A 19,822-nucleotide genomic window follows, 5' to 3' on the forward strand; every position below is an offset into this window, starting at 1 on the left:
GGTCTGGCCCCACCCCCCGTACGTCCAGACGGATATCGCGCCGCCCATCCGCTCCGTAGCGTCGAGACCACGACGAGAAGGAGGAAGAAGGACATGACCACCATCGACGACGCCCGCGCCCACGAGGCCTTCGACATGGCGAAGAAGTGCGTCACCCTCTACGGCGTGATCTGCGCCATCACACTCGCGACGGTCGCCGCGCTGTCGATCATCGACCACACGGCGACCACGTTCATGTGGGTCCGGGCGGTCATACTGCTCGCCATCGCCCCGGTGCTCCACCGGCAGATCGTCGGTGCTTCACAGGGAGCGCGGCGCAGCTACGAGCGCATGCGCACCGTCACCGTCGTCATGCCGATCGCGATCATCGGCGTCGACCTGATCCCCGGCATCTGCCCGACGTGGTACGCGGTGATGCAGGCCATAGGCGCCCTGCCCCTGGTCGCGGTCGCTTTCCTCCTCAACGGGTCCGGATCACGCGCCGCCTTCCCCGCATCACGCTGACCGGCCCGGTCCTCCAGGAGGGTTGCGCATTCTTATCCATGCGGATAATTTTATCCGCATGGATAAGAAGTCGGTCTGGACTCCCGTGCGGGCGCTCTTCATCGCCGTCCTCGTCATCTCGATCGCCGCACTCGGCGTGGCCGCCGTCGTCGGCGGCACCTGGGTGGTGTGGGTGCGCGGGGCCGCGGTGGCCGCGGCATCCGCCTGGCTCGTCGCCCTGACCGGGCAGGCCGCGCGCGGCAGGCGGTCCGCCTACGTGCGCATCCGCTTCGTCAGCATCGCCGCCCCCATCGGCATCGTGCTCATCCTGCTCGCGCCCGACAGCGGATACCCGGTGTGGATGAAGGCGGAGCAGGGCGTGGTCGGCGTCCTGGTCGCCGCCGTCGCGCTGATCGTCAACCGGCGCGAGGTGCGTGAGGCCTATCCCAAGGGTGGCAAGCTGAGGTGACATGAGAAGCTCTGGGACCCGGCAGGCGGCCACCGAGGCACGCAAGGCTCAGATCGCCTCGGCCGCGATCGCCGTGCTCGCCGAGCGCGGCTACGCGGAGACCACGTTCGAGGCCATCTGCGACCATGCGGGGCTCAGCAGCAAGAGACTGATCACCTACCACTTCTCCAGCAAGGACCGGCTGTTCGAGGCCGTCGTCCACCAGGTCGTCGCCGACGCCGCGGCCTTCATGCGCCCGGCGCTGCAGGCCGCGCACGGAGCCCGCGCCCAGCTGGAGGCGTTCATCCGGTCGAACCTCGCCTTCGTCGCCCGCCATCCCGGACACGTGCGCGCGGTGCAGCAGATCGCCCTCAACCAGGTCCCCGTCGGAGGCCAGGAGCGGGACGCCGCGATAGCCAGGCTGGTGGACCTGTTCGCGGACGGGCAGCGCACGGGGGTCTTCCGGACGTTCGACTGCACCGTGATGGCGGCGGCTCTGCGCGCGTCCATCGACACGATGGCCGAGCGGGTCGTCGACGGCCTCGATCCCGGCGTCTGCGCGGACGAGCTGTTCGAGCTGTTCGACCGCGCGACCCGCGCCGAGCCCTCACCGGCGCAGGGTGACCGGCACTAGCCAGTGCTGTGCCCGGCATCGGGTCGGGTGGTCGTCAGGCGCGTTCGCGACGGTGCGCGCACACCGCAAGATCACCGAGCGGGTCCGCAGCAGACCTCCCGGACAACGGGAAGACCGCACGCAGCCTCGCGCCCGGGCTGTGCGGGACCACCTGGAGGGTCCCCCCGTGAGCCCGCGCGATATCCCGGGCGATCGGCAGCCCCAACCCTGAGCCTCCCGTGTCCCGGGTCCGGGCGTGGTCCAGGCGGGTGAATCGGTCGAAGACGATGGCGTGGTGTTCCGGTGGGATACCGGGGCCGTCGTCCACGACGTCGAGGACGGCGTGGTCGCCCAGAGCCGTGAGGGTGACGTGGACCGACGTGGAGGCGTGGCGGACCGCGTTGTCGACGAGGTTCGCGACAAGGCGGCGGAGTTGGTCGGCGGAGCCGTCGAGGAGCAGGTCGGGGGTGAGGTCGAGGTACACGTGGACGTCCGGCCGAGGGCGTTTGCGGACGGCCTCCTCGGCGACGACCTGGGCCAGGTCCAGTTCCTCGGCCCGCGACAGGGGTTCGCCTGCGTCGAGCCGGGCCAGCAGGAGGAGGTCGGCGGAAAGGGACTGGAGGCGTGCGACATCGTCCAGTGCCGCAGTCGCCAGCGGCTTCTCGGCGGGCCGGGCCAACTCCAGCCGGGTTCGCAGGATCGCCAGTGGGCTGCGGAGTTCGTGCGCGGCGTCGGCCACGAACTGTCGCTGCGCGTCGACGGAGGTCTGCAGCCGGTCGAGGGTGGCGTTGACGGTGCGGGCCAGTGCCGCGATCTCGTCTCGGGTGTCCGGCTCCGGCACGCGTTCGTGCAGGCCGTGCGCGGTGATGTCGGCGACCTTCGCCCTGATCGCGGAGACCGGGCGTAGCACTCGGCCGACCGCCAGCCACGTGAACAGCGCGACCACCGCGAGGAGCGCCGGAACCCCCGGGATCAGCAGGTTCCTCAGCGTGGTCATCGCCGCCAGGGCGGGTGCCTTGGAAGCTTTTCCGAGGACGGTGACCGGGCCGTCCTCGGTCTCGAACGTCCGCCTGACCACGAACACGGCCTCGTCGGGTATCGGAGGGCCGTCGTCTTCGCCGGTGGCAGCCGAGCCCGGCATCGGTCCCTTCCCGCCCGGCGGCACCGCTCCCTTTTCGAGCGGTGACACCATTCCCGTTCCGTCCCCCGCGTAACCCGGCCCCGACTCCGCCTTCAGATGTCGCATCTGTTCCTTGGCGTCGTTCGCCGCCAACTCCTTGGTGGAGGCCGTCAGGCTCGAGTCCAGCGCGGTGAACAGCGCGATCGAGGCCAGGCAGAGCGCCGCCGCCACCGCCGCGGTGGCCGTCAGCGTCGTGCGCAGACGTACTCCCATGTCAGCCCTCCAGCCGGTAGCCCACGCCCCGCACGGTCTTCAGCGTCGCCCGTCCGAAGGGTTTGTCGATCTTGCGGCGCAGCGCGCTGATGTAGACCTCGACGACGTTCGAATCGCCGTCGTACGCGAAGTCCCACGCCTGGGCGAGCAGCTCGGCCTTGGTCACCACCTCGCCCGCGTGCCGCGCCAGGCAGTGCAGGATCGCGAACTCCTTGGGCGTCAACGCGATCTGTACGTCCCCGCGACTGCACTTCAGCCCCGCCGGATCGACCCGGAGATCCCCGGCGGTCAGCACCGTCGGCCGCTCCCGCACCTTGCGCCGGGCCAGTGCCCTGAGTCGCGCCAGCAGTACGACGTATGAAAACGGCTTGGTCAGATAATCGTCCGCGCCGGTGTCCAGCGCCTCCGCCTCGTCGTACTCTCCGTCCTTCGCGGTCAGCATGAGGATCGGCGTCCAGTTTCCGGCCTCCCGCAGCTTCGCGCAGACCCCATAGCCGTGCAGCAACGGCAGCATCACATCCAGCACGATCACGTCGTACGAATGCTCGGTCGCCATCCACAGGCCCTCGCGCCCGTCGTAGGCGAGATCGACCGCGAAGCCCTCTTTGGTCAGGCCGTCTTTGAGCAGCTCGGTCAGCCTGCGTTCGTCTTCCACCAGAAGTAAGCGCACGCCGACAGGGTGAAGGTACGCACCTAAGGCAAACATGAAGATCATCGCTTACCTCTTCAGGATCGCTTCAGGTGGAGGAGCCCAGACTGCTGAGCGTTCCGTCAACCGATCACGCGCAGCCCCCCACGGGCAGCCGATCTAGGGAGTGACCAGAGAATGAAGAAGAGGAGCATGATCCTCGCGGGGGTCGTCATGACGGTGGGCCTCGGCATCGGCGGCGCCACGGCCGCGTCCGCGACCTCCACCGGCGCCCCGAAGCCGGGGGTCGCCTGCGCCGTGAAGGGTGGGCCGACGGCCGCGGAGAAGGGCAAGACCACCGTCAGGGTCGACCAGGACGGCAAGGTCTTCGTGGACGGCAAGGAGGTCCCGAAGAGCAAGCTGCGCATCCTCTGCAAGCAGCCCCCGCTGCCCGGCAAGGGCGCCACCTGCATCGTGCACGTCAAGGACGGCAGGGCCGGCAAGGGCGGCAGGTTCAGGGAGGACACGTTCAGAAGGGACACGCTCAGGGGCGGCAAGGTCTTCCTGGACGGCAAGGAGGCCCCGAAGGGCAAGCTGCGCACCCTGTGCAAGGAGCCCCGGCTGCCCGGCAAGGGCGTCGCCTGCATCGTGCACGTCAAGGGCGACGAACGCGGCGAGTTCGGCACGAGCGACGAGAAGATCTACGTCGACGGCAAGCCGGCGCACGGCAAGTGCCCCGTGCCCAAGAAGCTCGGTGAGGGCATGGATGACGTGCACGCCGGGGACGACGCCCCGGTGACCGTCACGCCGAACTGACACACGACTCGCCGCAGGCGCTGACCACCCCATGCGAAGGTCCCGCCGGCCACCTCGCCGGCGGGACGTCTCCGCCGGTCAGCCGCGTGCGAGCATCCGGCTTGAACCAGGCGGGCAGATCGTTTCCGGTCCACAGCACTAGCGGCCGGGGACGGAGGCGGGGCGGCCGGCGTCGAGGCGGTCGCGCTGCGGCACGACCGTGTACCTGGGGTCCTTGGCCGAGGCCCGGCCCGCCTCCAGCACGCCGAACCGGGTGCACAGGGCTCCGGCCGTGATCGCGAGCCCGCTCAGCGCGGTGAGGGCCCGGCTGCGCCCGGCGACGGTGGCGAGCAGGCCGCCGCCGAGGGTGAGCGCGCGGGAGGCCCGCATGAGCCTGCCCGCCCTGCCCTTCCGGTACGGCTCGCCGACGAGACCGAGGCGGCGCTCCATCAGCCCGCCGGCCACGACCTCGGCCATCGCACCCGCCGCCGCCGCGGCGCGGGCGGGCCCGGCCTGCGCCCTGGGCGTGGTCAGCATGACGGCCGCGCCCGCCGAGGCGAGCGCGCTTCCGGCGAACAGGAACGGCAGCTCGCGCATCGCCTCGTGCCACGCCGGAACCGCCGTGTCGGCCAGCAGGACGGCCGTGTAGGTGGCCATCGCCACTCCGCTCAGGCCGCTCGCGAGCGTCGCGGCGTCGCCCACCACGGGCAGGACGCCGGTCACGGCCGAGCCCATCGCCACCGAGGTCAGCCCGCCCTGCGCGGCCAGCGTCCAGGACCCGACGCTCATCGGCGAGCTCGGCTTGAACACCCGGAGCATGTTGAGGAAGCGCATCGGGCGGCCCAGTTCCGCCACGAGGAAGGCCGCCCCGGCGCTTCCCCCGGCGAAGGCGGCCGCCCGGGCGGCGAGTTCGAGCCGTTCGTGCCCGGTCAGGCGGGCCACGGCTGCCATCGTGGAGGCCGCGCCCGACATCCCGCCCAGATAGAGGTACGCCGGCATGTGGGGCTCGTGCCAGATGGGCTGTTTGATGACCGGCTGGCCGTAGTAGGACCGGAACTCGGCGTCCGGCACCATCTCGTCCCGGCGCCTCGGCATCAGGCCCTCCCCGCAGAAACGATCACGGCCTTCTCCTCAGGAAGCACGCGGCGACGCCGGCGGCCAGGGCGAGCGCCGCGCCGCCCGCCCAGCGCCACATCGCGGGCAGGTCGCGGGTCGTCACCACGGGGTCCGGCGGCAGGCCGTAGGTCTCGGGCTCGTCGAGCAGGAGGAAGAACGCGCCCGTGCCGCCCACCCCGTCGTCCGGGTCCGCGCCGTACAGCCGGGCCTCGGTCGTGCCCTCGGCGTGCAGCCGCTCGACCCGTTCCGCGGCCCGCTGCCGCAGCTCGTCGAGCGGCCCGAACTGGATGGACTTCGTCGGGCACGCCTTGGCGCAGGCGGGCTCCATGCCGCCGCGCAGCCGGTCGTAGCAGAGCGTGCACTTCCACGCCCGGCCGTCGTCCTCCCTGCGGTCGATCACGCCGTACGGGCAGGCGGGGACGCAGTAGCCGCAGCCGTTGCAGACGTCGGCCTGGACGACGACGGTGTCGAACTCGGTGCGGAACAGCGCCCCGGTGGGGCAGACGTCGAGGCAGGCGGCGTGGGTGCAGTGCTTGCACACGTCCGACGACATCAGCCACCGGCCGTCCTGCTCCACGAACGCCACGTGCCGCCAGGTGCTCGCGCCGAGCGCGCCGGTGTTGTCGTAGGAGGTGGCCCGGAACACGAACCCGTCGTCGGGCACCTGGTTCCACTCCTTGCAGGCCACCTCGCAGGCTTTGCAGCCGATACAGATGGACGTGTCGGTGAAGAACCCCACCCGCTCAGCCATGGCGATACCTCTCGATCAGGTCGAGCAGGGCCTCGCCCCGCGGGCGGCGCCCCGGCAGGACGTCGCAGGTGCCGGCCTTGCTCTCCTGGATGTAGACGTTCGGGTCGAGCACGATCGACGGCAGGTCGTTGACGACGTCCCCGGTGATCACCCCGCCGCTGCTGTACCCCCAGTGGTACGGCATGATCACCTGGTGGACGGTCCGGCCGTTCAGCCGCAGCGGGCGCACCCGGCCGGTCACGAGCACGCGCAGCTCGATCGCGGTCCGCGTGGTGACGATCGTCGCCCAGCCGCCGTTCTCCAGGCCGAGCTCCTCCGCCATGTCCGGGGACACCTCGCAGAACGCCTCCGGCTGGAGCTCCGCGAGGTAGGGCAGGGGCCTGCTCATGGCGCCCGTCGTGTGGTGCTCGGTGAGCCTGCTCGTCGTGTAGACGTACGGGAACCGGGGCGACAGCGCCGGGTTGTACGGGTTCTCCGGCCGGTCGATGGTCCGGCGGGCCGGGTTGGCCTGCTGCCCGTACAACGCGTTGCGCACCGGCGACTCGTGCGGCTCGTAGTGGGTGGGCAGCGGCCCGTCGGACAGGCCGGACGGGACGTACAGCCAGCCCCTGCCGTCCGACTGCATGATGAACGGATCGGTCCCGGCCAGCGCGTCCTGTGCCTTGGCCCCCTCGGGCGGCACGTAGCCGGGCGCCTTGTCCTCCTCGAAATCCGGCACGTCGGGTCCGGTCCATTTGGTTCCGTCCCAGTAGACGTACTTCTTCCGCTCGCTCCACGGGCGGCCCTGCGGGTCGGCCGAGGCGCGGTTGTAGAGGATGCGCCGGTTCGCCGGCCAGGCCCAGCCCCATTCGAGCGCGACGGGCCCCTGCTCGGTGTGCGGCGTGCGCCGGGCCGCCATGTTGATCCCGTCGGCGTACACCCCGCAGTAGATCCAGCAGCCGCAGCTCGTCGAGCCGTCGGGCTTCAGCTCGCGCAGCGACGCCAGCAGGCGGCCGTCCGGGCCGGTGCCGTTGATCTCGCGCAGGACGGCCCCGGCGTCGGGATCGCGCTGCTCGCCGATCTCCGGGTAGTTCCAGGTCAGCTCCATGACCGGCCGGTCGATCTCGTCGTCGCCGAGCCGCTGCCTGATCCGCTTGCCGAGGTGGTAGAAGAACCACAGGTCGCTGCGGCAGTCGCCCGGCGGGTCGAGGGCCTTCTCCCGCCACTGCAGCAGCCGCTGGGTGTTGGTGAAGGTGCCCTCCTTCTCCACGTGGCTCGCGGCCGGCATGAAGAAGACCTCGGTGCCGATGTCCTCGGTCCGCAGCTCGCCCGTCTCGATCTCGGGCGCATCCTTCCAGAACGTCGCGGTCTCGACCGGTACGAGGTCGCGGACCACCAGCCAGTCGAGGTTCGCCAGGCCGAGCCGCTGGGCCTTGCCGTTGGCCGAGCCGACCGCCGGGTTCTCGCCCACGACGAAGTAGCCCTTGACCGTCCCGTCGATCTGGCCCATCACCGTCGCGTAGTGGCCGTGGTCGCCGGTCAGGCGCGGCAGGTAGTCGAAGCGGTAGTCGTTGGCCTCCGTCGCCGCATCGCCCCACCACGCCTTGAGCAGGCTGACGACGTACGCCCGCCGGTTGCCCCACCAGCCGGTGTCGGCGCCCTCCCGCTCCAGATAGTGGTCGAGGCCGTCGTGCCGGTGGGCGTGCGGCATCGCGATGTATCCCGGCAGCAGGTTGAACAGCGTCGGGATGTCCGTGGAGCCCTGGATGCTCGCGTGCCCGCGCAGCGCCATGATGCCGCCGCCCGGCCGGCCCATGTTGCCCAGCAGAAGCTGCAGGATCGAGGCGGCCCTGATGTACTGCACGCCGACCGAGTGCTGCGTCCAGCCGACCGAGTAGACCCACGCCGTGGTCCGTTCCCGGCCCGAGTTGGCCGTGATCGCCTCGGCCAGCTCGTGGAACCGCTCCGGCGGGATGCCGCACAGCTCCTCGACCATCTCGGGCGTGTAGCGCGAGTAGTGCCGCTTGAGTATCTGGTAGACGCACCGCGGGTTCGTCAGCGTCGGGTCGGCCGGCGGCGTCGCGCTCGCGCCCGCGCCGCGCGCGCCGTAGGAGTCGGACCCCGCCGCCTCCGCGTGACGCTTGCCGCCCTCGACCTGCTCCTCCTCCTCCTCGGGCACGTCGCCCTCGTACGCCCAGGTCGACGGGTCGTACCTGCCGGTCTCCTCGTCGTAGCCGGAGAACAGGCCGTCGAGGTCCTCGGTGTCGCGGAAGTCCTTGTTCACCAGGGTCGCGGCGTTCGTGTACGCCAGGACGTACTCGCGGAAGTCGAGCCCGTTCGACAGCACGTAGTTGATCAGCGCGCCGAGCAGCACGATGTCGGTGCCGGCGCGGATCGGCAGGTACCTGTCCACGGTCGCGCTGGTCCGGCTGAAGCGCGGGTCGATGTGGAAGACCTTCGCGCCGCGCGCACGCGCCTCCATCACCCACTGGTACCCCACCGGATGGCACTCGGCCATGTTGGAGCCCTGGATGACGATGCAGTCAGCGTTGGCCAGATCCTGCTGATACTGGGTCGCGCCGCCACGCCCGAAGCTGGTCCCCAGACCGGGGACGGTGGAGGAGTGTCATATGCGCGCCTGGTTCTCGACCTGGATCGCGCCGAGGGCGGTGTAGAGCTTCTTCATCAGGTAGTTCTCTTCGTTGTCGAGCGTCGCCCCGCCCAGGCTGGCGATGCCCAGAGTCCTCCTGACCTCCTGCCCCTCGTGCGTCTGCTGCCAGGTCTCGCGCCGGGTCCGCACCACGCGGTCGGCGATCATGTCCATCGCGGTCTCGAGGTCGAGCGGCTCCCACTCGGTGCCGTACGGCCTGCGGTAGAGGACCTTCGTCTGGCGGCCGGGGTGGGTGACGAGCTGCTTGCTGGCCGATCCCTTCGGGCACAGCCGCCCGCGGGAGATCGGCGAGTCGGGGTCGCCCTCGATCTGGGTGACCTTGCCGTCCTTGACGTAGACGAGCTGGCCGCAGCCCACGGCGCAGTAGGGACAGACGGAACGCGCGACCGTCTCGGCCCCCTCGACCCGGGGCCGCAGGGCGTCCGTACGCGCCGAGCGCGCCGCCTGCCCCCTGCCGTCCTCTCCCTTGAGCTGCCGGATCACCGGCCAGCGGGAGAGCCATCCACCACCCACGACGCCTCTGATGCCCCAGTGGTGACGGTCTAATCATGAGAAATCGCCGTGTCTTCCCCCACCTGCCGGGAGGTGACCGCGTGGAGGTAGCCCCGGGCGAGCGCGCGACGCCCGGACGAGCGGCGCAGCTCGCTGAGCAGCCGCCGCGTGGCCGCCTCCCCGCTCCGGTCGCCGAGCTGCCGGAAGATCGCCAGCGAGCTCTCCAGCCTGGCCGAGCCGTGCCGCCAGTCGCCCCTGGCCGCCTGGAGCCCGCCCAGCCCCTGCATCGCGTACGCCGCGCAGTGCCGGTCGCCGAAACCCTCGAATATCGTCAGCGCGCGGCCCTGGGCGCGCATCGCCCGCCCGGTCTCCCCCGCGAGGTCGTGCAGGCGGCCGATCTGGAGCGACACGCAGCCCTCCCGGTGGGCGTCGCCGAGTTCCCGCGCCATGCGCAGCGCGCCGCCGAGCCAGTCGGCGGCGCCGTTCAGGTCGCCCGCGCTCAGGCAGGTGCGCCCGAGCGCCTGCCGGGCGTACGCCTCGCCCGACCGGTCGTCCAGCGACACGAACATCCCGAGGGCCCTGCGGAAGTGCCGGGACGCGGCGGCCTGGTCGCCCCGGAACTGGCCGACCGCGCCCAGCCCGCAGATCGACACCGCCTCGCCCCTGACGTCCCCGAGCGTACGGAAGATCACCCGGGAGCGGCGGAACATGCCCGCCGCCTGGACGTACCTGTCCCGATAGAGGGCCACCTGGCCGAGCCCGCGCAGCATGGCGGCCTCGCCCGCCCGGTCTCCGGCGGCGCGCGCGGCCTCCAGCGCGACGCGGTGGGTTTCCTCCCACGCGCCGAGGTGGCAGCGCAGGTCGAAGTACGGCACGAGCGCCGCCGCCAGGCCCCAGGCCGCGCCGGCCAGCCCCGCGTCCGCGGCCAGCCGTACGGCCTCGACCAGGGTCTCGTGCTCGGCGCCGAACCAGGAGACCGGGTCGGCGGCGACCCGGCGCAGGGCGTCCTCGGGCAGCCGCCAGCGCCGGGCGGCGGGCGAGGTCAGGCGGAAGACCGTGGTGGGCAGCCGGGCCGTTGCGTGTTCCGCGGCGGCCGTCCAGCCCGCGACCACGCGCGCCAGCGCCGGCATGTCCACCGCGCCCGCCTTGTCCCTGGCGTCGACGCGCAGCAGGTCGGGCAGCCGGTAGCGGGGCTGGCCGAGGGGATCGGTCCCCACCGGGCGCAGCAGGTTCGCGTCGACCAGCACGTCGGTCACGTCGTCGCTGCGGTGCCGGTCGAGCACCGCGTCGACCACCCAGCCGGGCAGCGGCCGGGTGCCGAGCAGGCCGAGCGCGCGGAACGTGCGCGCGGCGTCGTCCGGCAGCAGGCGGTAGCTGCGGTCGAAGGACTCCCGCACCTCCAGGTCGCCGGCGCGCAGCTCGGCGAGCCTGGCCGTCTCGTCGTCGAGACGCCGCCGCAGCACGGCCGGCGACCAGCCGGGGCGGGCGGCCAGCCGGGCCCCGGCCACCCGGATCGCGAGCGGCAGCCGGCCGCAGGCCCGCACGATGGCGGCGGCCTCCTCCGGCTCCCGCTCCAGCCGCTCCGCGCCGACGATCGCCGTCAGCAGCCCCAGCGCCTCGGCCTGTGGCAGGACGTCCAGGTCGATCCGCGCGGCTCCGGGCAGCTCGGTGATGCGGCGCCTGCCGGTCACGACGACGGCGCTGCCACCGCCCGGCAGCAGATGCCGCACCTGCGCGGCGCCCGCCGCGTCGTCGAGCACGACCAGCATCGGCCGTCCGGCGAGCAGCGTGCGGTAGAGCGCGGCGCGCTCGTGGACGGTGGGCGGCAGCGGCTCCGCCGCGCCCAGCGCGCGCAGCGCCTCGGCCAGCAGCTCCCCCGGCTCGACGAGCTGCGCCGTGCCGCCCAGCGACAGGAAGAGCTGGCCGTGGGGGTACGCCGTGCGGACGGCGTGCGCGCAGCGCACCGCGAGCGCGGTCTTGCCGACGCCCGGCGGCCCGGTGACGACGGCGACCCCGCCGGGGGCGAGCGCCCGGGTCAGCGCCGCCACCTCGGCGGCCCGCCCGGTGAAGTCCACCAGATCGGGTGGCAGCTGACGCGGCACCACCCCCGGGGGCGGCTCCCCGGCGAGCACGGCCTCGTGCGCCCGGCGCAGCTCGGGGCCGGGCTCGATGCCGAGTTCGGTCACGAGGTGCGCGCGGATCGTGCCGAAGGCGTGCAGCGCCTCGCCCTGCCGCCCCGACCAGTGCAGGGCCAGCATGAGCCTGCGCCACAGGTCCTCGCGGAAGGGGTGGTCGGCGAGCAGGGCGCGCAGCTCCCCCGCCGCCTCGCCGTACTCTCCGGCCGCCATGAGCAGCTCGACCAGGTCCTCGGCGGCGCGCAGCCGCGTCTGGGCGAGCCGTTCGAGCCTGCGGTCCCACAGCGGGCTGCCGGGCAGGTCGGACAGCGGGACGCCCTGCCACAGCGCCAGCGCGCGGGCCAGCAGGTCGGCCGCCTCGTCCGGCCGGCCCCGCGCCCGGCGCTCCCGCGCGGCGGCCACCCGTTCCTCGAACAGCAGCAGGTCGAGCTCATGCGGCGGCAGCTCGATCGCGTACCCCGCCCCGAGGGCCCTGATGCGGGCCGGGGCCTGGCCGAGCTCCGCGCGCAGGGCACTCGCGTACGTGCGGAGGTTGGCCGCGGTCGAGCGCGGCCGATGGTCCGGCCACAGCACCTCGGCGAGCTCGTCGCCGCCCACCGTGTGGTTGGCGTGGAGGAGAAGGGTGGCCAGGAGCATGCGGGGTTTCGGGCCGCCGAGCCGTGCCGCCGAGCCCGGCAGGCGGACCTCCAGGGGACCGAGCACTCTGAACGTGGGCTGATCGACTGTCATGACCGCGTTGCTCCCCCTGTCGAAGGACCGGTTCGCCATGACTCGCCCACCCTTTGTACCGACTCTTGATGTTTTTTGTGCAGTAGATTCCGACTCTTTTTGGTCATGAGACTCAGATCGCTTGTCACGGCGGGCCTCGCGGTGGTCCTCGGCCTCGCGTTCGGCGCCGCCACCGCCCCGGCGGCCTCCGCGGCGGGTCCGCGCCCGGACTTCCAGATGCCGTTCCCCTGCGGCCAGGTGTGGACCGGCAACTCCAGCGCCAGCAGCGCGCACCAGTCGTGGGAGATCGACTTCAACCGGGGCAGCACGGCCGACGCGGACCTCGGCGACCCGGTCGTCGCGGCGGCGGCAGGCACGGTCGTCATCGCCGCCAACCAGGGCTCGACCAACGGCTTCGGCAACCTCGTCAAGATCGACCACGGGGGCGGCTGGTTCACCTACTACGCCCACCTCCGGGTCATGTCGGTGAGCCAGGGCGCGCAGGTCGGCCAGGGCCAGAAGATCGGCGAGGTCGGCAACACCAGCAAGCCGGGCAACAACATCTCGCCGCACCTGCACTACGAGGTGCGCACGAGCGACACGTCCTACCCCGCCAACATCCAGAAGGCGGTGTTCGACGGGGTCACCTTCGGCTACCCCGTGCAGACCGTGACCTCGCACAACTGCGGCGGCGGATCGACCAACCCGTACACCCCGCAGGAGGTCTGCGGCAGCGGCTACTCGGTGATCGACTCTGCCGCCCTCGGCACGGCGGGCACCGTCTACCTGCTGTACAACTCGGGCAACGGCTACAACTGCGTCGTCACGATGAAGAAGACCTCGCTGGGCACGACCACCGCGACCAGCGCCTACCTGGAGGTCCAGGGCAAGACCCGGGTGACCGACTCCGGCGACTACGGCTACTACGCCGGGCCGGTACGGGCGGCCGCCGCGGACAAATGCGTGAAGTGGGGCGGCAAGGCCGGCTCGTCCACCTACGACAGCCCCTTCGAGCACTGCGGCTGACCCCCATGACCGAACCCCTGACCGTCCGCGTGTCCCGACGTACGGCCCTGACCGCCGTCGGCGTCGTCACGCTCCTGCTGTGCCTGGCCGGGCTCGTCCCGGCCGGGCCGGCCTCGGCCGCCGAGGGCCCGCTCGCCGCCGCCTTCACGCGGGCGGCGGCGGCCCACGGCGTCCCCCGCGACCTGCTCGTCGCGCTCGCCTACGCCGAGACCCACCTCGACGGCCATGACGGCAAGCCGAGCGCGAGCGGCGGCTATGGCGTGGCGCACCTGGTCAGCAACCCCACGGCGCACACCCTGGAGGAGGCGGCGCGGCTCACCGGAGCGCCGGTCGCCTCGCTCAAGGCCGACGACACGGCCAACGTGGCGGGCGCGGCGGCCGTCCTGCGGGCCCGGGCCGACGCCCTGGGCCTGGACGCCGCCGCCCGCGCCGACGCCGGCCGCTGGTACACCGCCGTCGCGCGCTACGGCGGGGCGAGCACGCCCGAGGTCGCCCGGCTGTACGCCGACGCCGTCTACGACCTGCTCTCGGCAGGGTTCACCGCGCGGACGCCGGCGGGCGAGACGATCACCGTGGCCGCCCGCCCGGTCGATCCGGACCGAGGGGCCCTGGCGAGCGCCCGCGACCTCGACCGGCCGGAGAACCGCACGCTCGCCGCGGCCGCCGTCGACTATCCCGGCGCGACGTGGGTGGCGGCCAGCAGCGCCAACTACGCGGTGTCCGACCGGCCGGCGAGCGACGCGATCGACCGCATCGTCATCCACGTCACCCAGGGCTCGTACGCCGGGACGATCTCCTGGTTCCAGAACCCCGCCGCCCAGGTCTCTGCGCACTACGTCGTACGGTCCTCCGACGGCGCGATCACCCAGATGGTGCGGGAGAAGGACCGGGCCTGGCACGCGGGCAACTCCGACTACAACCACCACTCCATCGGCATCGAGCACGAGGGATACGTGGACGACGCGTCGTGGTTCACCGACGCGATGTACCGCTCCTCGGCCGCCCTCGTCCGCTCCATCGCCGCGCGGTACGGCATCCCCAAGGACCGGTCCCACATCGTGGGGCACTACCAGGTCCCCGGATCCGACCACACCGACCCCGGGCCCTACTGGGACTGGAACACGTACATGCAGTACGTCACGGGTGGCAGCGGAACCGGGAACCCGTACACGCCGGAGCAGGTGTGCGGCAGCGGCTACTCGGTGATCGACTCTGCCGCCCTCGGCACGGCGGGCACCGTCTATCTGCTCTACGACTCCGGCAGCGGCGACAACTGCGTCGTGACGCTGAAGAAGACATCGCTGGGCACGGCCACCGCGACCAGCGCCTATCTGGAGGTCCAGGGCAGGACCCGGGTGACCGACTCCGGCAGCTACGCCTACTACGCCGGGCCGGTACGGGCGGCCGCCGCGGACAAATGCGTGAAGTGGGGCGGCAAGGCCGGCTCGTCCACCTATGACAGCCCCTTCGAGCACTGCGGCTGACCTCTTCCGGCATCGGTCCGAGGCCTGATCCCGGCATGACCGGGACACGATCGAGAGCCCCCGCGCGCCGCATCGCGCCGGGGGCTCTCCCCGGTTGTCTGAGATATCCGTGAGAGCGTGGGCCCTGTGGGGTGTAGAGCGCGCAGGGAGGGCAATAAGGGCCTGATCCGGCACTCTTCGTGGGCTACTCATGCCCGCGGGACCACCCTCACGCAGAGGACATCGATGAGCGACCAGCCGCCCGAGTGGGCGAGGAATCTTGAGAAGGCGGCGATCGAGGCGGCCAGGGCCGTCGAACGCGCCGGCCGGGCACTCGGCAAGGCGGTGGAGCAGGCAGGGCGCACCGCCAAGGCCCAGGCGGCGATGGCGGCCGCCTACCAGGCGGACCTGGAGGGACTGGAGAAGGTGCTGCGGGCCCTTCCCGCGGAGCAGGTCAGGGACATCTCGGCGGCCGCGGCGGTGGTCACGGCGACCGCCGACCAGGTGCTGGCCCAGACGCCCAAGGACGACCTCTGAGCCGGCGGCGGCGAAGGCACGCGGATCCTTCCCCTGAACGGCGGGCAGGAGCGGCGGGCAGGAGCGGCGCGCCGGTATCCACAGCCTGTGGACGACCACGGGGCCCTGTGGTTTTCCGCACCCCCGGGATGCGGCGCACCGGACAGAGCCCGGCGGCGCCCCTCATGGTGACCGCATCGCCCGGCTTCTAGCGTCACCCGCATGGACACCGCGGAAATCGGAGGGATCGCCGGGTGGGCGATGGAGCTCACCGAACGCCTGGGCGCGCCGGGCGCCGGCGTGGCGATCGCCCTGGAGAACCTGTTCCCACCCCTGCCCAGCGAGGTCATCCTGCCGCTCGCCGGGTTCACCGCCGCGCGCGGGGACATGAGCCTGGTCGCCGCCCTCCTGTGGACGACCGCGGGCTCCGTCGTGGGGGCGCTCGCGCTCTACTGTGTGGGCGCGCTGCTCGGCCGGGAGCGTACGGTGGCCATCGCGGCGCGTCTGCCGCTGGTCAAGATCTCCGACATCGAGAAGGCGGAGGCGTGGTTCGCCCGGCATGGTGTGAAGACGGTGTTCTTCGGGCGCATGATCCCGATTTTCCGCAGCCTGATATCGGTCCCCGCCGGTGTGGAACGCATGCCGCTCGGCACCTTCCTCCTGTTCACCACGCTCGGCAGCCTGATCTGGAACACCGTGTTCGTGCTGGCGGGTTACCTGCTCGGCGAGAACTGGCACCTCGTCGAGGAGTACATGGGGATCGTGTCCAAGGTGGTCGTGGCGGCCGTCGTGCTCGTCGTCGTCCGGTTCGTGGCCGTACGGCTGCGGGAACGGCGCGGCCAGGGACGCCGTGCCCGTTGACCAGCCGCTCCCCGGGCAGGTCCGCCTGCCGTCCGGAGCGGCGCGAACCGCCGCGAAGGAGCCGATGAACGTCGCGCGCGCCCTCAGGATCCTCACGGCGCTCGTCATCGGCACGCTGACGGCGGTCGTCGAGCTGGCCTGCCTGCTGGTGGCCGCGCCGCTGGCCCTGCTCTGCCTGCCGCACCCCGCCGCGCGACGCACCGGGGAGCGGGTGCTGCGGGCCGTGGCCGTGCCGCTGGCCAGGCTCGAGATGCGCAGGCTCGGCCTGCTCGGCGGCCTCGACCTCGCCGTCGGAACGGGCCGGGTCGCCGGGTATCTCGCGGCCCGGTGGCCGGTCGGCCTGCTCGGCGGTCTCGTGCTCTTCCTGCTGGTCGTGGGCGTGAGCGTGTCCGTGTACATGGTGTGGAGCTGGGCGCACGGGGAGAACCCCGACGGCATCCCGCCGACTCCCGGCATCCTCGCCTACTTCGGGGTGGCCGGGCTCGTCCTGCTGTTCCTCGACGTCATGGGCATCCAGGGCGTCGCCGCCCTGGAACTGCGGGTCGCCCGGCGCTTCCTCGGCCCCAGCCCCACCGAGCTGCTGGAGCGCCGCATCGACGAACTGGCGAGGACCCGCGCCGGCATCGTGAGCGCGGTGGACCAGGAGCGGCGCAGGATCGAGCGCGACCTGCACGACGGCGTTCAGCAGCGGCTGGTGGCCCTCGCCGTGCTGATCGGGCGGGCCCGGCGGGGGCGCACCCCGCAGCTGCGCGACGACCTGCTCCAGCAGGCCCACGAGGAGGCGCAGGAGGCCCTGCGCGAGCTGCGCGAGGTCGCCTGGCGCGTCTACCCGGCCGAGCTCGACACGCTCGGGCTGCGCGAGTCGCTGGCCGCCGTCGCCGAGCGGGCCGGGACGCCCGTCACGGTCGCGTACGGCCTGACCGCGCGCCCGCCCACCGAGGTGGAGACCGCGGTCTACTTCGTCGTACGGGAGGCCGTGACGAACGCCGCCAAGCACGCGGCGGCGGGGCAGGTGCGGGTGGAGATCCTGGAGGACCGGGACACGATCGTCGTACGGGTGCGCGACGACGGGCGGGGCGGCGCCGACCCCGGTGGGGGCGGCCTGTCCGGGCTGGCTCGCAGGGTCGCCGCGCTGGACGGCCGGTTCCGGGTGGACAGCCCGCCCGGGGGCCCGACCACCGTGAGCGCGGAGCTGCCCTGCGGGTGACCCCGCTCGAAGGCCGGGCCCTCCTGCGATACCGAACGGCCTTTCGTGCGAACGCGCCGGCCGGATACGAAGCCCGGCCGGCGCGTCACGGATGATCTAACCGAGGTGCCGTGCGAAGAACCGCAGCGCGCTGTCGGTCTCGAACTCGGGGACCTCCCCGTGCCCTCCGGGATTGGCGTGCAGCGTCTTGTCGGCCGTCCCCAGAGCGTCGAACAGCGCCAGGCCCCGCGCCCGCGGCACCCGCTCGTCGTCCCACTGGAGCAGGAACCGCACCGGGACGGCGACCCGGGCGGCGGCCTCGGCCAGCCCGTCCACGCCGAGCAGGCCCAGCACCGCCGCGCGGACCCGGGGGTCGGCGGCGACGAAGGGCACGCCGAGCCCGCAGCCCATCGACATTCCGTAGTAGCCCACAGGGCCGGCGCCGACGACGTCGAGTTCCCGCACCGCGGTCAGGACCGCCTGCCATTCCGGAACGGCGTGGCCGGCCAGGAACGTGTGCATGGTGGCGAGATGCGGGGCGATGTCCTCACCCGCGGCCATGCCTGCCCGCAACCCGGCCGCGACCCGGGCGAACTCCTCGGTTTTCGGCCGGTCGCCGTGGCCCGGCGCATCGACCGCGACCACCGCGAAACCGCCCTCGGTGACGAAGCGGCGCGCGCGGGCCACGATGCCGGGGGCCTTCTTGTGCTGCCCGCCGCCGTGGCCCATCAGGATCAGGGGGCGAGCTCCGGTGGCGTCTTCCGGCGTCCACAACACACCGGGAACCTCGCCGAGGGTGAACAGCTGTTCGGTGACGCCGTCCGACGACGTCCGGGAGATGAAGCGCAAAGCGTTACACGCCTTTCGGGATGCCTTCTGCGGGCGCTCCCCAGCCCGTGCGACGGAGGGAGCCCCGACCTGTCACAGCGTTGATCGGTCTCACCTCCTCGGGTCGCAGCGGTGCACGGCGACGCCGAACGTATCACCGGACCGCGCGGAGCTCCCAGTGATTTACGCGGCACAGTGATTTACGCGGCACCAGGAGCTCTGCGCGGCTTTCCCGTCGAGTGCGTCAGCGTTCCCCGAGGTCCGCGCGCTTGGCCGCGGCGACCACCGACACCCAGGCCATCGCGACGAGCACGCCGACGCAGAGGGTGAGGGAACCGGCCCGCCCGCCGGACATGGCCCATCCGTTGCCCAGCAGGAGAGCCAGGCCGCCGAGGCGGGAGGCGACCGCGTACGCCCCCCGCCCCGCGCGGGCGAAGTGCCGGCCGAGGACGAAGCAGGCCGCGATCAGTGCGGTGAAGGCCACCGAGCCGGCCGCCATGTGCAGCATCGCGTGCCAGCTCATCCCGGCCGGAGCCCCGAGCGGGGTGCCCACGGGGAAGCCGTCCCCCGGGTCCATGCCGAAGGCTCCGGCCGCCGCCAGCCCGGCGCCCTCGACGAGCAGCAGCCTCGGCGCCCACGTCCCTCCGGGAGTGCCGCGCATGACCCTGCGCAGTCCGATCGCCCCGGCGACCGTCAGGACGGCGGTGATCCAGAAGTTGCCGATCTGCAGCCATCCGAGGTCGCCGGTGCTGAGCATGCTGAGCGGATGACGGAGCAGGTCGAAGCCCTCTCGGGTGAACGCCTGCGTCAGCGAGACGATCCCGAAGACCGGCGTGGTGAGCACGGCGCAGGTGAGCAGCGTACGCGTCGAGCCGGTCGAGCCCGATGTGCGGCGCGACGCGGCCGGCTGGGTGGTGGGCTGGGTCGTGTCCTGCGTGGCGGTCATGGCCGTTCCCTTCTCCGGTGGTCTCGGCCGGTGCGGTGTCCGGCCTCGCTGACGCGTCGAACGGCGGCCGCGCGATTCGACCAGCCCTGCCCGCCCAGGCCAACCCGTGCTCATCCGCGCCCGTCCGTGCCGTCCGCCCGCCCCCTACCTGCGGCATCAGCGACGTCTGCGCATTCCCTGTCACATGTGCGTTCCCTGTCACATCGACGCGAAGGCCCAGGTCACGACGTGTCAGGATCGGAGCCTGTCGATTCCGGTTCGTCCGCCACGACGTGGAGGTGACGGCGGGGACCGGCGAACGGCCCGGCCGGCCACCGGAACCAAGGAGAAGGAGAACGACGATGCGGTTTCTGATGACCACCAAGGGCACCGACGCGAACCCGGACGCGGCGATGATGGCCGAGATGGGCGCCTTCATCGAGGAGATGACCCGGGCCGGTGTGCTGCTGGCCACGGGCGGGCTGGAGCCGGGCGGTGTGCGGATGATCTCCTCCGGCGGCGAGATCACGGTGACCGACGGCCCCTTCACCGAGGCGAAGGAGGCGATCGTCAGCTTCGCCCTGATCGAGGCGCGGTCCCGCGAGGAGGCCGTGGAGCTGGCCCGCCGCTTCTGGAAGATCGTGGGCGACGGCGAGGGCTCGATCCAGCAGGTGTTCGGCCCCGAAGACGCCCCCGGGCCCGGCCCCCGCTGACACCGGAGAACGTCGGCGAGGCCGTGACCAGGCAGGTGGTCCGGCCCCCGGCGAGGTACGCGCCGGGTTGCGCGGCGGGCGGGCCGATGCTG

At 72.4% G+C, this 19,822-nt stretch carries 18 protein-coding genes; 10 read left to right on the forward strand and 8 right to left on the reverse strand.

Translation table 11 applies throughout. The annotated features are described in order from the left end of the window. Positions 1-93: 93 nt before the first annotated feature. Genes ABZ860_RS15155 through ABZ860_RS15165 form a run of 3 tightly spaced genes read left to right on the forward strand, consistent with a single transcriptional unit; the run spans position 94 to position 1,565 of the window. Complete coding sequence (locus ABZ860_RS15155) at positions 94-504, forward strand: hypothetical protein (protein WP_357220134.1); 411 nt, start codon at positions 94-96, stop codon at positions 502-504. Between the two features lie 58 nt (positions 505-562). Continuing rightward, on the forward strand, positions 563-952 hold the full coding sequence (locus ABZ860_RS15160; RefSeq protein ID WP_357220136.1) for a hypothetical protein: 390 nt from the start codon (positions 563-565) through the stop codon (positions 950-952). A gap of 1 nt (position 953) precedes the next feature. Then, positions 954-1,565 carry a helix-turn-helix domain-containing protein gene (locus ABZ860_RS15165; RefSeq protein ID WP_357220138.1) on the forward strand — a complete coding sequence of 204 codons (612 nt, stop codon included), beginning with the start codon at positions 954-956 and terminating at the stop codon, positions 1,563-1,565. A 34-nt stretch (positions 1,566-1,599) separates the two neighbouring features. Here ABZ860_RS15165 and ABZ860_RS15170 read toward each other — a convergent pair whose 3' ends face one another. Both ABZ860_RS15170 and ABZ860_RS15175 read right to left on the reverse strand, forming a co-directional pair. Further along, positions 1,600-2,937 (reverse strand): HAMP domain-containing sensor histidine kinase, encoded by a 1,338-nt coding sequence (locus ABZ860_RS15170; protein ID WP_357220140.1) that lies wholly within the window; start codon positions 2,935-2,937, stop codon positions 1,600-1,602. Between the two features lies 1 nt (position 2,938). Continuing rightward, entirely contained in the window at positions 2,939-3,607 is a 669-nt protein-coding gene (locus ABZ860_RS15175; RefSeq protein WP_357220142.1) for a response regulator transcription factor, read from the reverse strand. A 156-nt stretch (positions 3,608-3,763) separates the two neighbouring features. Here ABZ860_RS15175 and ABZ860_RS15180 point away from each other — a divergent pair, with 156 nt between their 5' ends. Beyond that, on the forward strand, positions 3,764-4,381 hold the full coding sequence (locus ABZ860_RS15180; protein WP_357220144.1) for a hypothetical protein: 618 nt from the start codon (positions 3,764-3,766) through the stop codon (positions 4,379-4,381). A 138-nt stretch (positions 4,382-4,519) separates the two neighbouring features. Here ABZ860_RS15180 and nrfD read toward each other — a convergent pair whose 3' ends face one another. The 4 genes from nrfD to ABZ860_RS15200 are packed head-to-tail and all read right to left on the reverse strand — an operon-like array spanning position 4,520 to position 12,233. Next, complete coding sequence (gene nrfD, locus ABZ860_RS15185; protein WP_357220146.1) at positions 4,520-5,455, reverse strand: NrfD/PsrC family molybdoenzyme membrane anchor subunit; 936 nt, start codon at positions 5,453-5,455, stop codon at positions 4,520-4,522. 22 nt (positions 5,456-5,477) lie between these two features. Then, complete coding sequence (locus tag ABZ860_RS15190; RefSeq protein WP_357220148.1) at positions 5,478-6,227, reverse strand: 4Fe-4S dicluster domain-containing protein; 750 nt, start codon at positions 6,225-6,227, stop codon at positions 5,478-5,480. Further along, entirely contained in the window at positions 6,220-9,390 is a 3,171-nt protein-coding gene (fdh, locus tag ABZ860_RS15195) for a formate dehydrogenase (RefSeq protein WP_357220150.1), read from the reverse strand. The genes ABZ860_RS15190 and fdh overlap by 8 nt, the downstream gene beginning before the upstream one ends. A 29-nt stretch (positions 9,391-9,419) precedes the next feature. Continuing rightward, the gene (locus ABZ860_RS15200; protein ID WP_357220152.1) at positions 9,420-12,233 is read right to left on the reverse strand and encodes a BTAD domain-containing putative transcriptional regulator; all 2,814 of its coding nucleotides are present in this window, start codon (positions 12,231-12,233) and stop codon (positions 9,420-9,422) included. Between the two features lie 105 nt (positions 12,234-12,338). Between ABZ860_RS15200 and ABZ860_RS15205 the strand changes: the two genes are divergently transcribed. The 5 genes from ABZ860_RS15205 to ABZ860_RS15225 all read left to right on the forward strand — a co-directional run bounded on the left by ABZ860_RS15205 (position 12,339) and on the right by ABZ860_RS15225 (position 17,285). After that, positions 12,339-13,238 (forward strand): M23 family metallopeptidase, encoded by a 900-nt coding sequence (locus tag ABZ860_RS15205; protein WP_357220154.1) that lies wholly within the window; start codon positions 12,339-12,341, stop codon positions 13,236-13,238. A gap of 5 nt (positions 13,239-13,243) precedes the next feature. After that, on the forward strand, positions 13,244-14,722 hold the full coding sequence (locus ABZ860_RS15210) for a peptidoglycan recognition family protein (RefSeq protein ID WP_357220155.1): 1,479 nt from the start codon (positions 13,244-13,246) through the stop codon (positions 14,720-14,722). A gap of 225 nt (positions 14,723-14,947) precedes the next feature. Beyond that, positions 14,948-15,238, forward strand: coding sequence for a hypothetical protein (locus ABZ860_RS15215; protein ID WP_193204198.1), 291 nt, complete (start codon positions 14,948-14,950; stop codon positions 15,236-15,238). A gap of 201 nt (positions 15,239-15,439) precedes the next feature. Further along, positions 15,440-16,078 carry a DedA family protein gene (locus ABZ860_RS15220; protein ID WP_357220157.1) on the forward strand — a complete coding sequence of 213 codons (639 nt, stop codon included), beginning with the start codon at positions 15,440-15,442 and terminating at the stop codon, positions 16,076-16,078. 64 nt (positions 16,079-16,142) lie between these two features. Beyond that, on the forward strand, positions 16,143-17,285 hold the full coding sequence (locus tag ABZ860_RS15225; RefSeq protein WP_357220159.1) for a histidine kinase: 1,143 nt from the start codon (positions 16,143-16,145) through the stop codon (positions 17,283-17,285). A 96-nt stretch (positions 17,286-17,381) separates the two neighbouring features. Here the strand turns inward: ABZ860_RS15225 and ABZ860_RS15230 are convergent, their stop codons facing one another. Together ABZ860_RS15230 and ABZ860_RS15235 are read right to left on the reverse strand one after the other, a co-directional pair. After that, the gene (locus tag ABZ860_RS15230; protein WP_357220161.1) at positions 17,382-18,113 is read right to left on the reverse strand and encodes an alpha/beta hydrolase; all 732 of its coding nucleotides are present in this window, start codon (positions 18,111-18,113) and stop codon (positions 17,382-17,384) included. Positions 18,114-18,336: 223 nt separating this feature from the next. Next, positions 18,337-19,038, reverse strand: a complete 702-nt coding sequence (locus ABZ860_RS15235) for a DUF998 domain-containing protein (RefSeq protein WP_357220163.1) — start codon at positions 19,036-19,038, stop codon at positions 18,337-18,339. Between the two features lie 341 nt (positions 19,039-19,379). Here ABZ860_RS15235 and ABZ860_RS15240 point away from each other — a divergent pair, with 341 nt between their 5' ends. Beyond that, positions 19,380-19,730, forward strand: coding sequence for a YciI family protein (locus ABZ860_RS15240; RefSeq protein ID WP_357220165.1), 351 nt, complete (start codon positions 19,380-19,382; stop codon positions 19,728-19,730). The last annotated feature ends 92 nt before the right edge of the window (positions 19,731-19,822 follow it).

The sequence above is a fragment of the Microbispora sp. NPDC046973 genome (assembly GCF_040644495.1).
GTDB lineage: Bacteria > Actinomycetota > Actinomycetes > Streptosporangiales > Streptosporangiaceae > Microbispora.

Excerpts from the sequence above, each read along its gene's own strand:
- ABZ860_RS15235 (WP_357220163.1), bottom strand. The coding sequence starts at position 19,038 with ATGACCGCCACGCAGGACACGACCCAGCCCACCACCCAGCCGGCCGCG.
- ABZ860_RS15160 (WP_357220136.1), top strand. The coding sequence starts at position 563 with ATGGATAAGAAGTCGGTCTGGACTCCCGTGCGGGCGCTCTTCATCGCC.
- nrfD (WP_357220146.1), bottom strand. The coding sequence starts at position 5,455 with ATGCCGAGGCGCCGGGACGAGATGGTGCCGGACGCCGAGTTCCGGTCC.
- ABZ860_RS15200 (WP_357220152.1), bottom strand. The coding sequence starts at position 12,233 with ATGACAGTCGATCAGCCCACGTTCAGAGTGCTCGGTCCCCTGGAGGTC.
- ABZ860_RS15155 (WP_357220134.1), top strand. The coding sequence starts at position 94 with ATGACCACCATCGACGACGCCCGCGCCCACGAGGCCTTCGACATGGCG.
- ABZ860_RS15220 (WP_357220157.1), top strand. The coding sequence starts at position 15,440 with ATGGACACCGCGGAAATCGGAGGGATCGCCGGGTGGGCGATGGAGCTC.
- ABZ860_RS15215 (WP_193204198.1), top strand. The coding sequence starts at position 14,948 with ATGAGCGACCAGCCGCCCGAGTGGGCGAGGAATCTTGAGAAGGCGGCG.
- ABZ860_RS15190 (WP_357220148.1), bottom strand. The coding sequence starts at position 6,227 with ATGGCTGAGCGGGTGGGGTTCTTCACCGACACGTCCATCTGTATCGGC.
- ABZ860_RS15205 (WP_357220154.1), top strand. The coding sequence starts at position 12,339 with ATGAGACTCAGATCGCTTGTCACGGCGGGCCTCGCGGTGGTCCTCGGC.
- ABZ860_RS15225 (WP_357220159.1), top strand. The coding sequence starts at position 16,143 with ATGAACGTCGCGCGCGCCCTCAGGATCCTCACGGCGCTCGTCATCGGC.
- ABZ860_RS15240 (WP_357220165.1), top strand. The coding sequence starts at position 19,380 with ATGCGGTTTCTGATGACCACCAAGGGCACCGACGCGAACCCGGACGCG.
- ABZ860_RS15170 (WP_357220140.1), bottom strand. The coding sequence starts at position 2,937 with ATGGGAGTACGTCTGCGCACGACGCTGACGGCCACCGCGGCGGTGGCG.
- ABZ860_RS15180 (WP_357220144.1), top strand. The coding sequence starts at position 3,764 with ATGAAGAAGAGGAGCATGATCCTCGCGGGGGTCGTCATGACGGTGGGC.
- ABZ860_RS15165 (WP_357220138.1), top strand. The coding sequence starts at position 954 with ATGAGAAGCTCTGGGACCCGGCAGGCGGCCACCGAGGCACGCAAGGCT.
- ABZ860_RS15210 (WP_357220155.1), top strand. The coding sequence starts at position 13,244 with ATGACCGAACCCCTGACCGTCCGCGTGTCCCGACGTACGGCCCTGACC.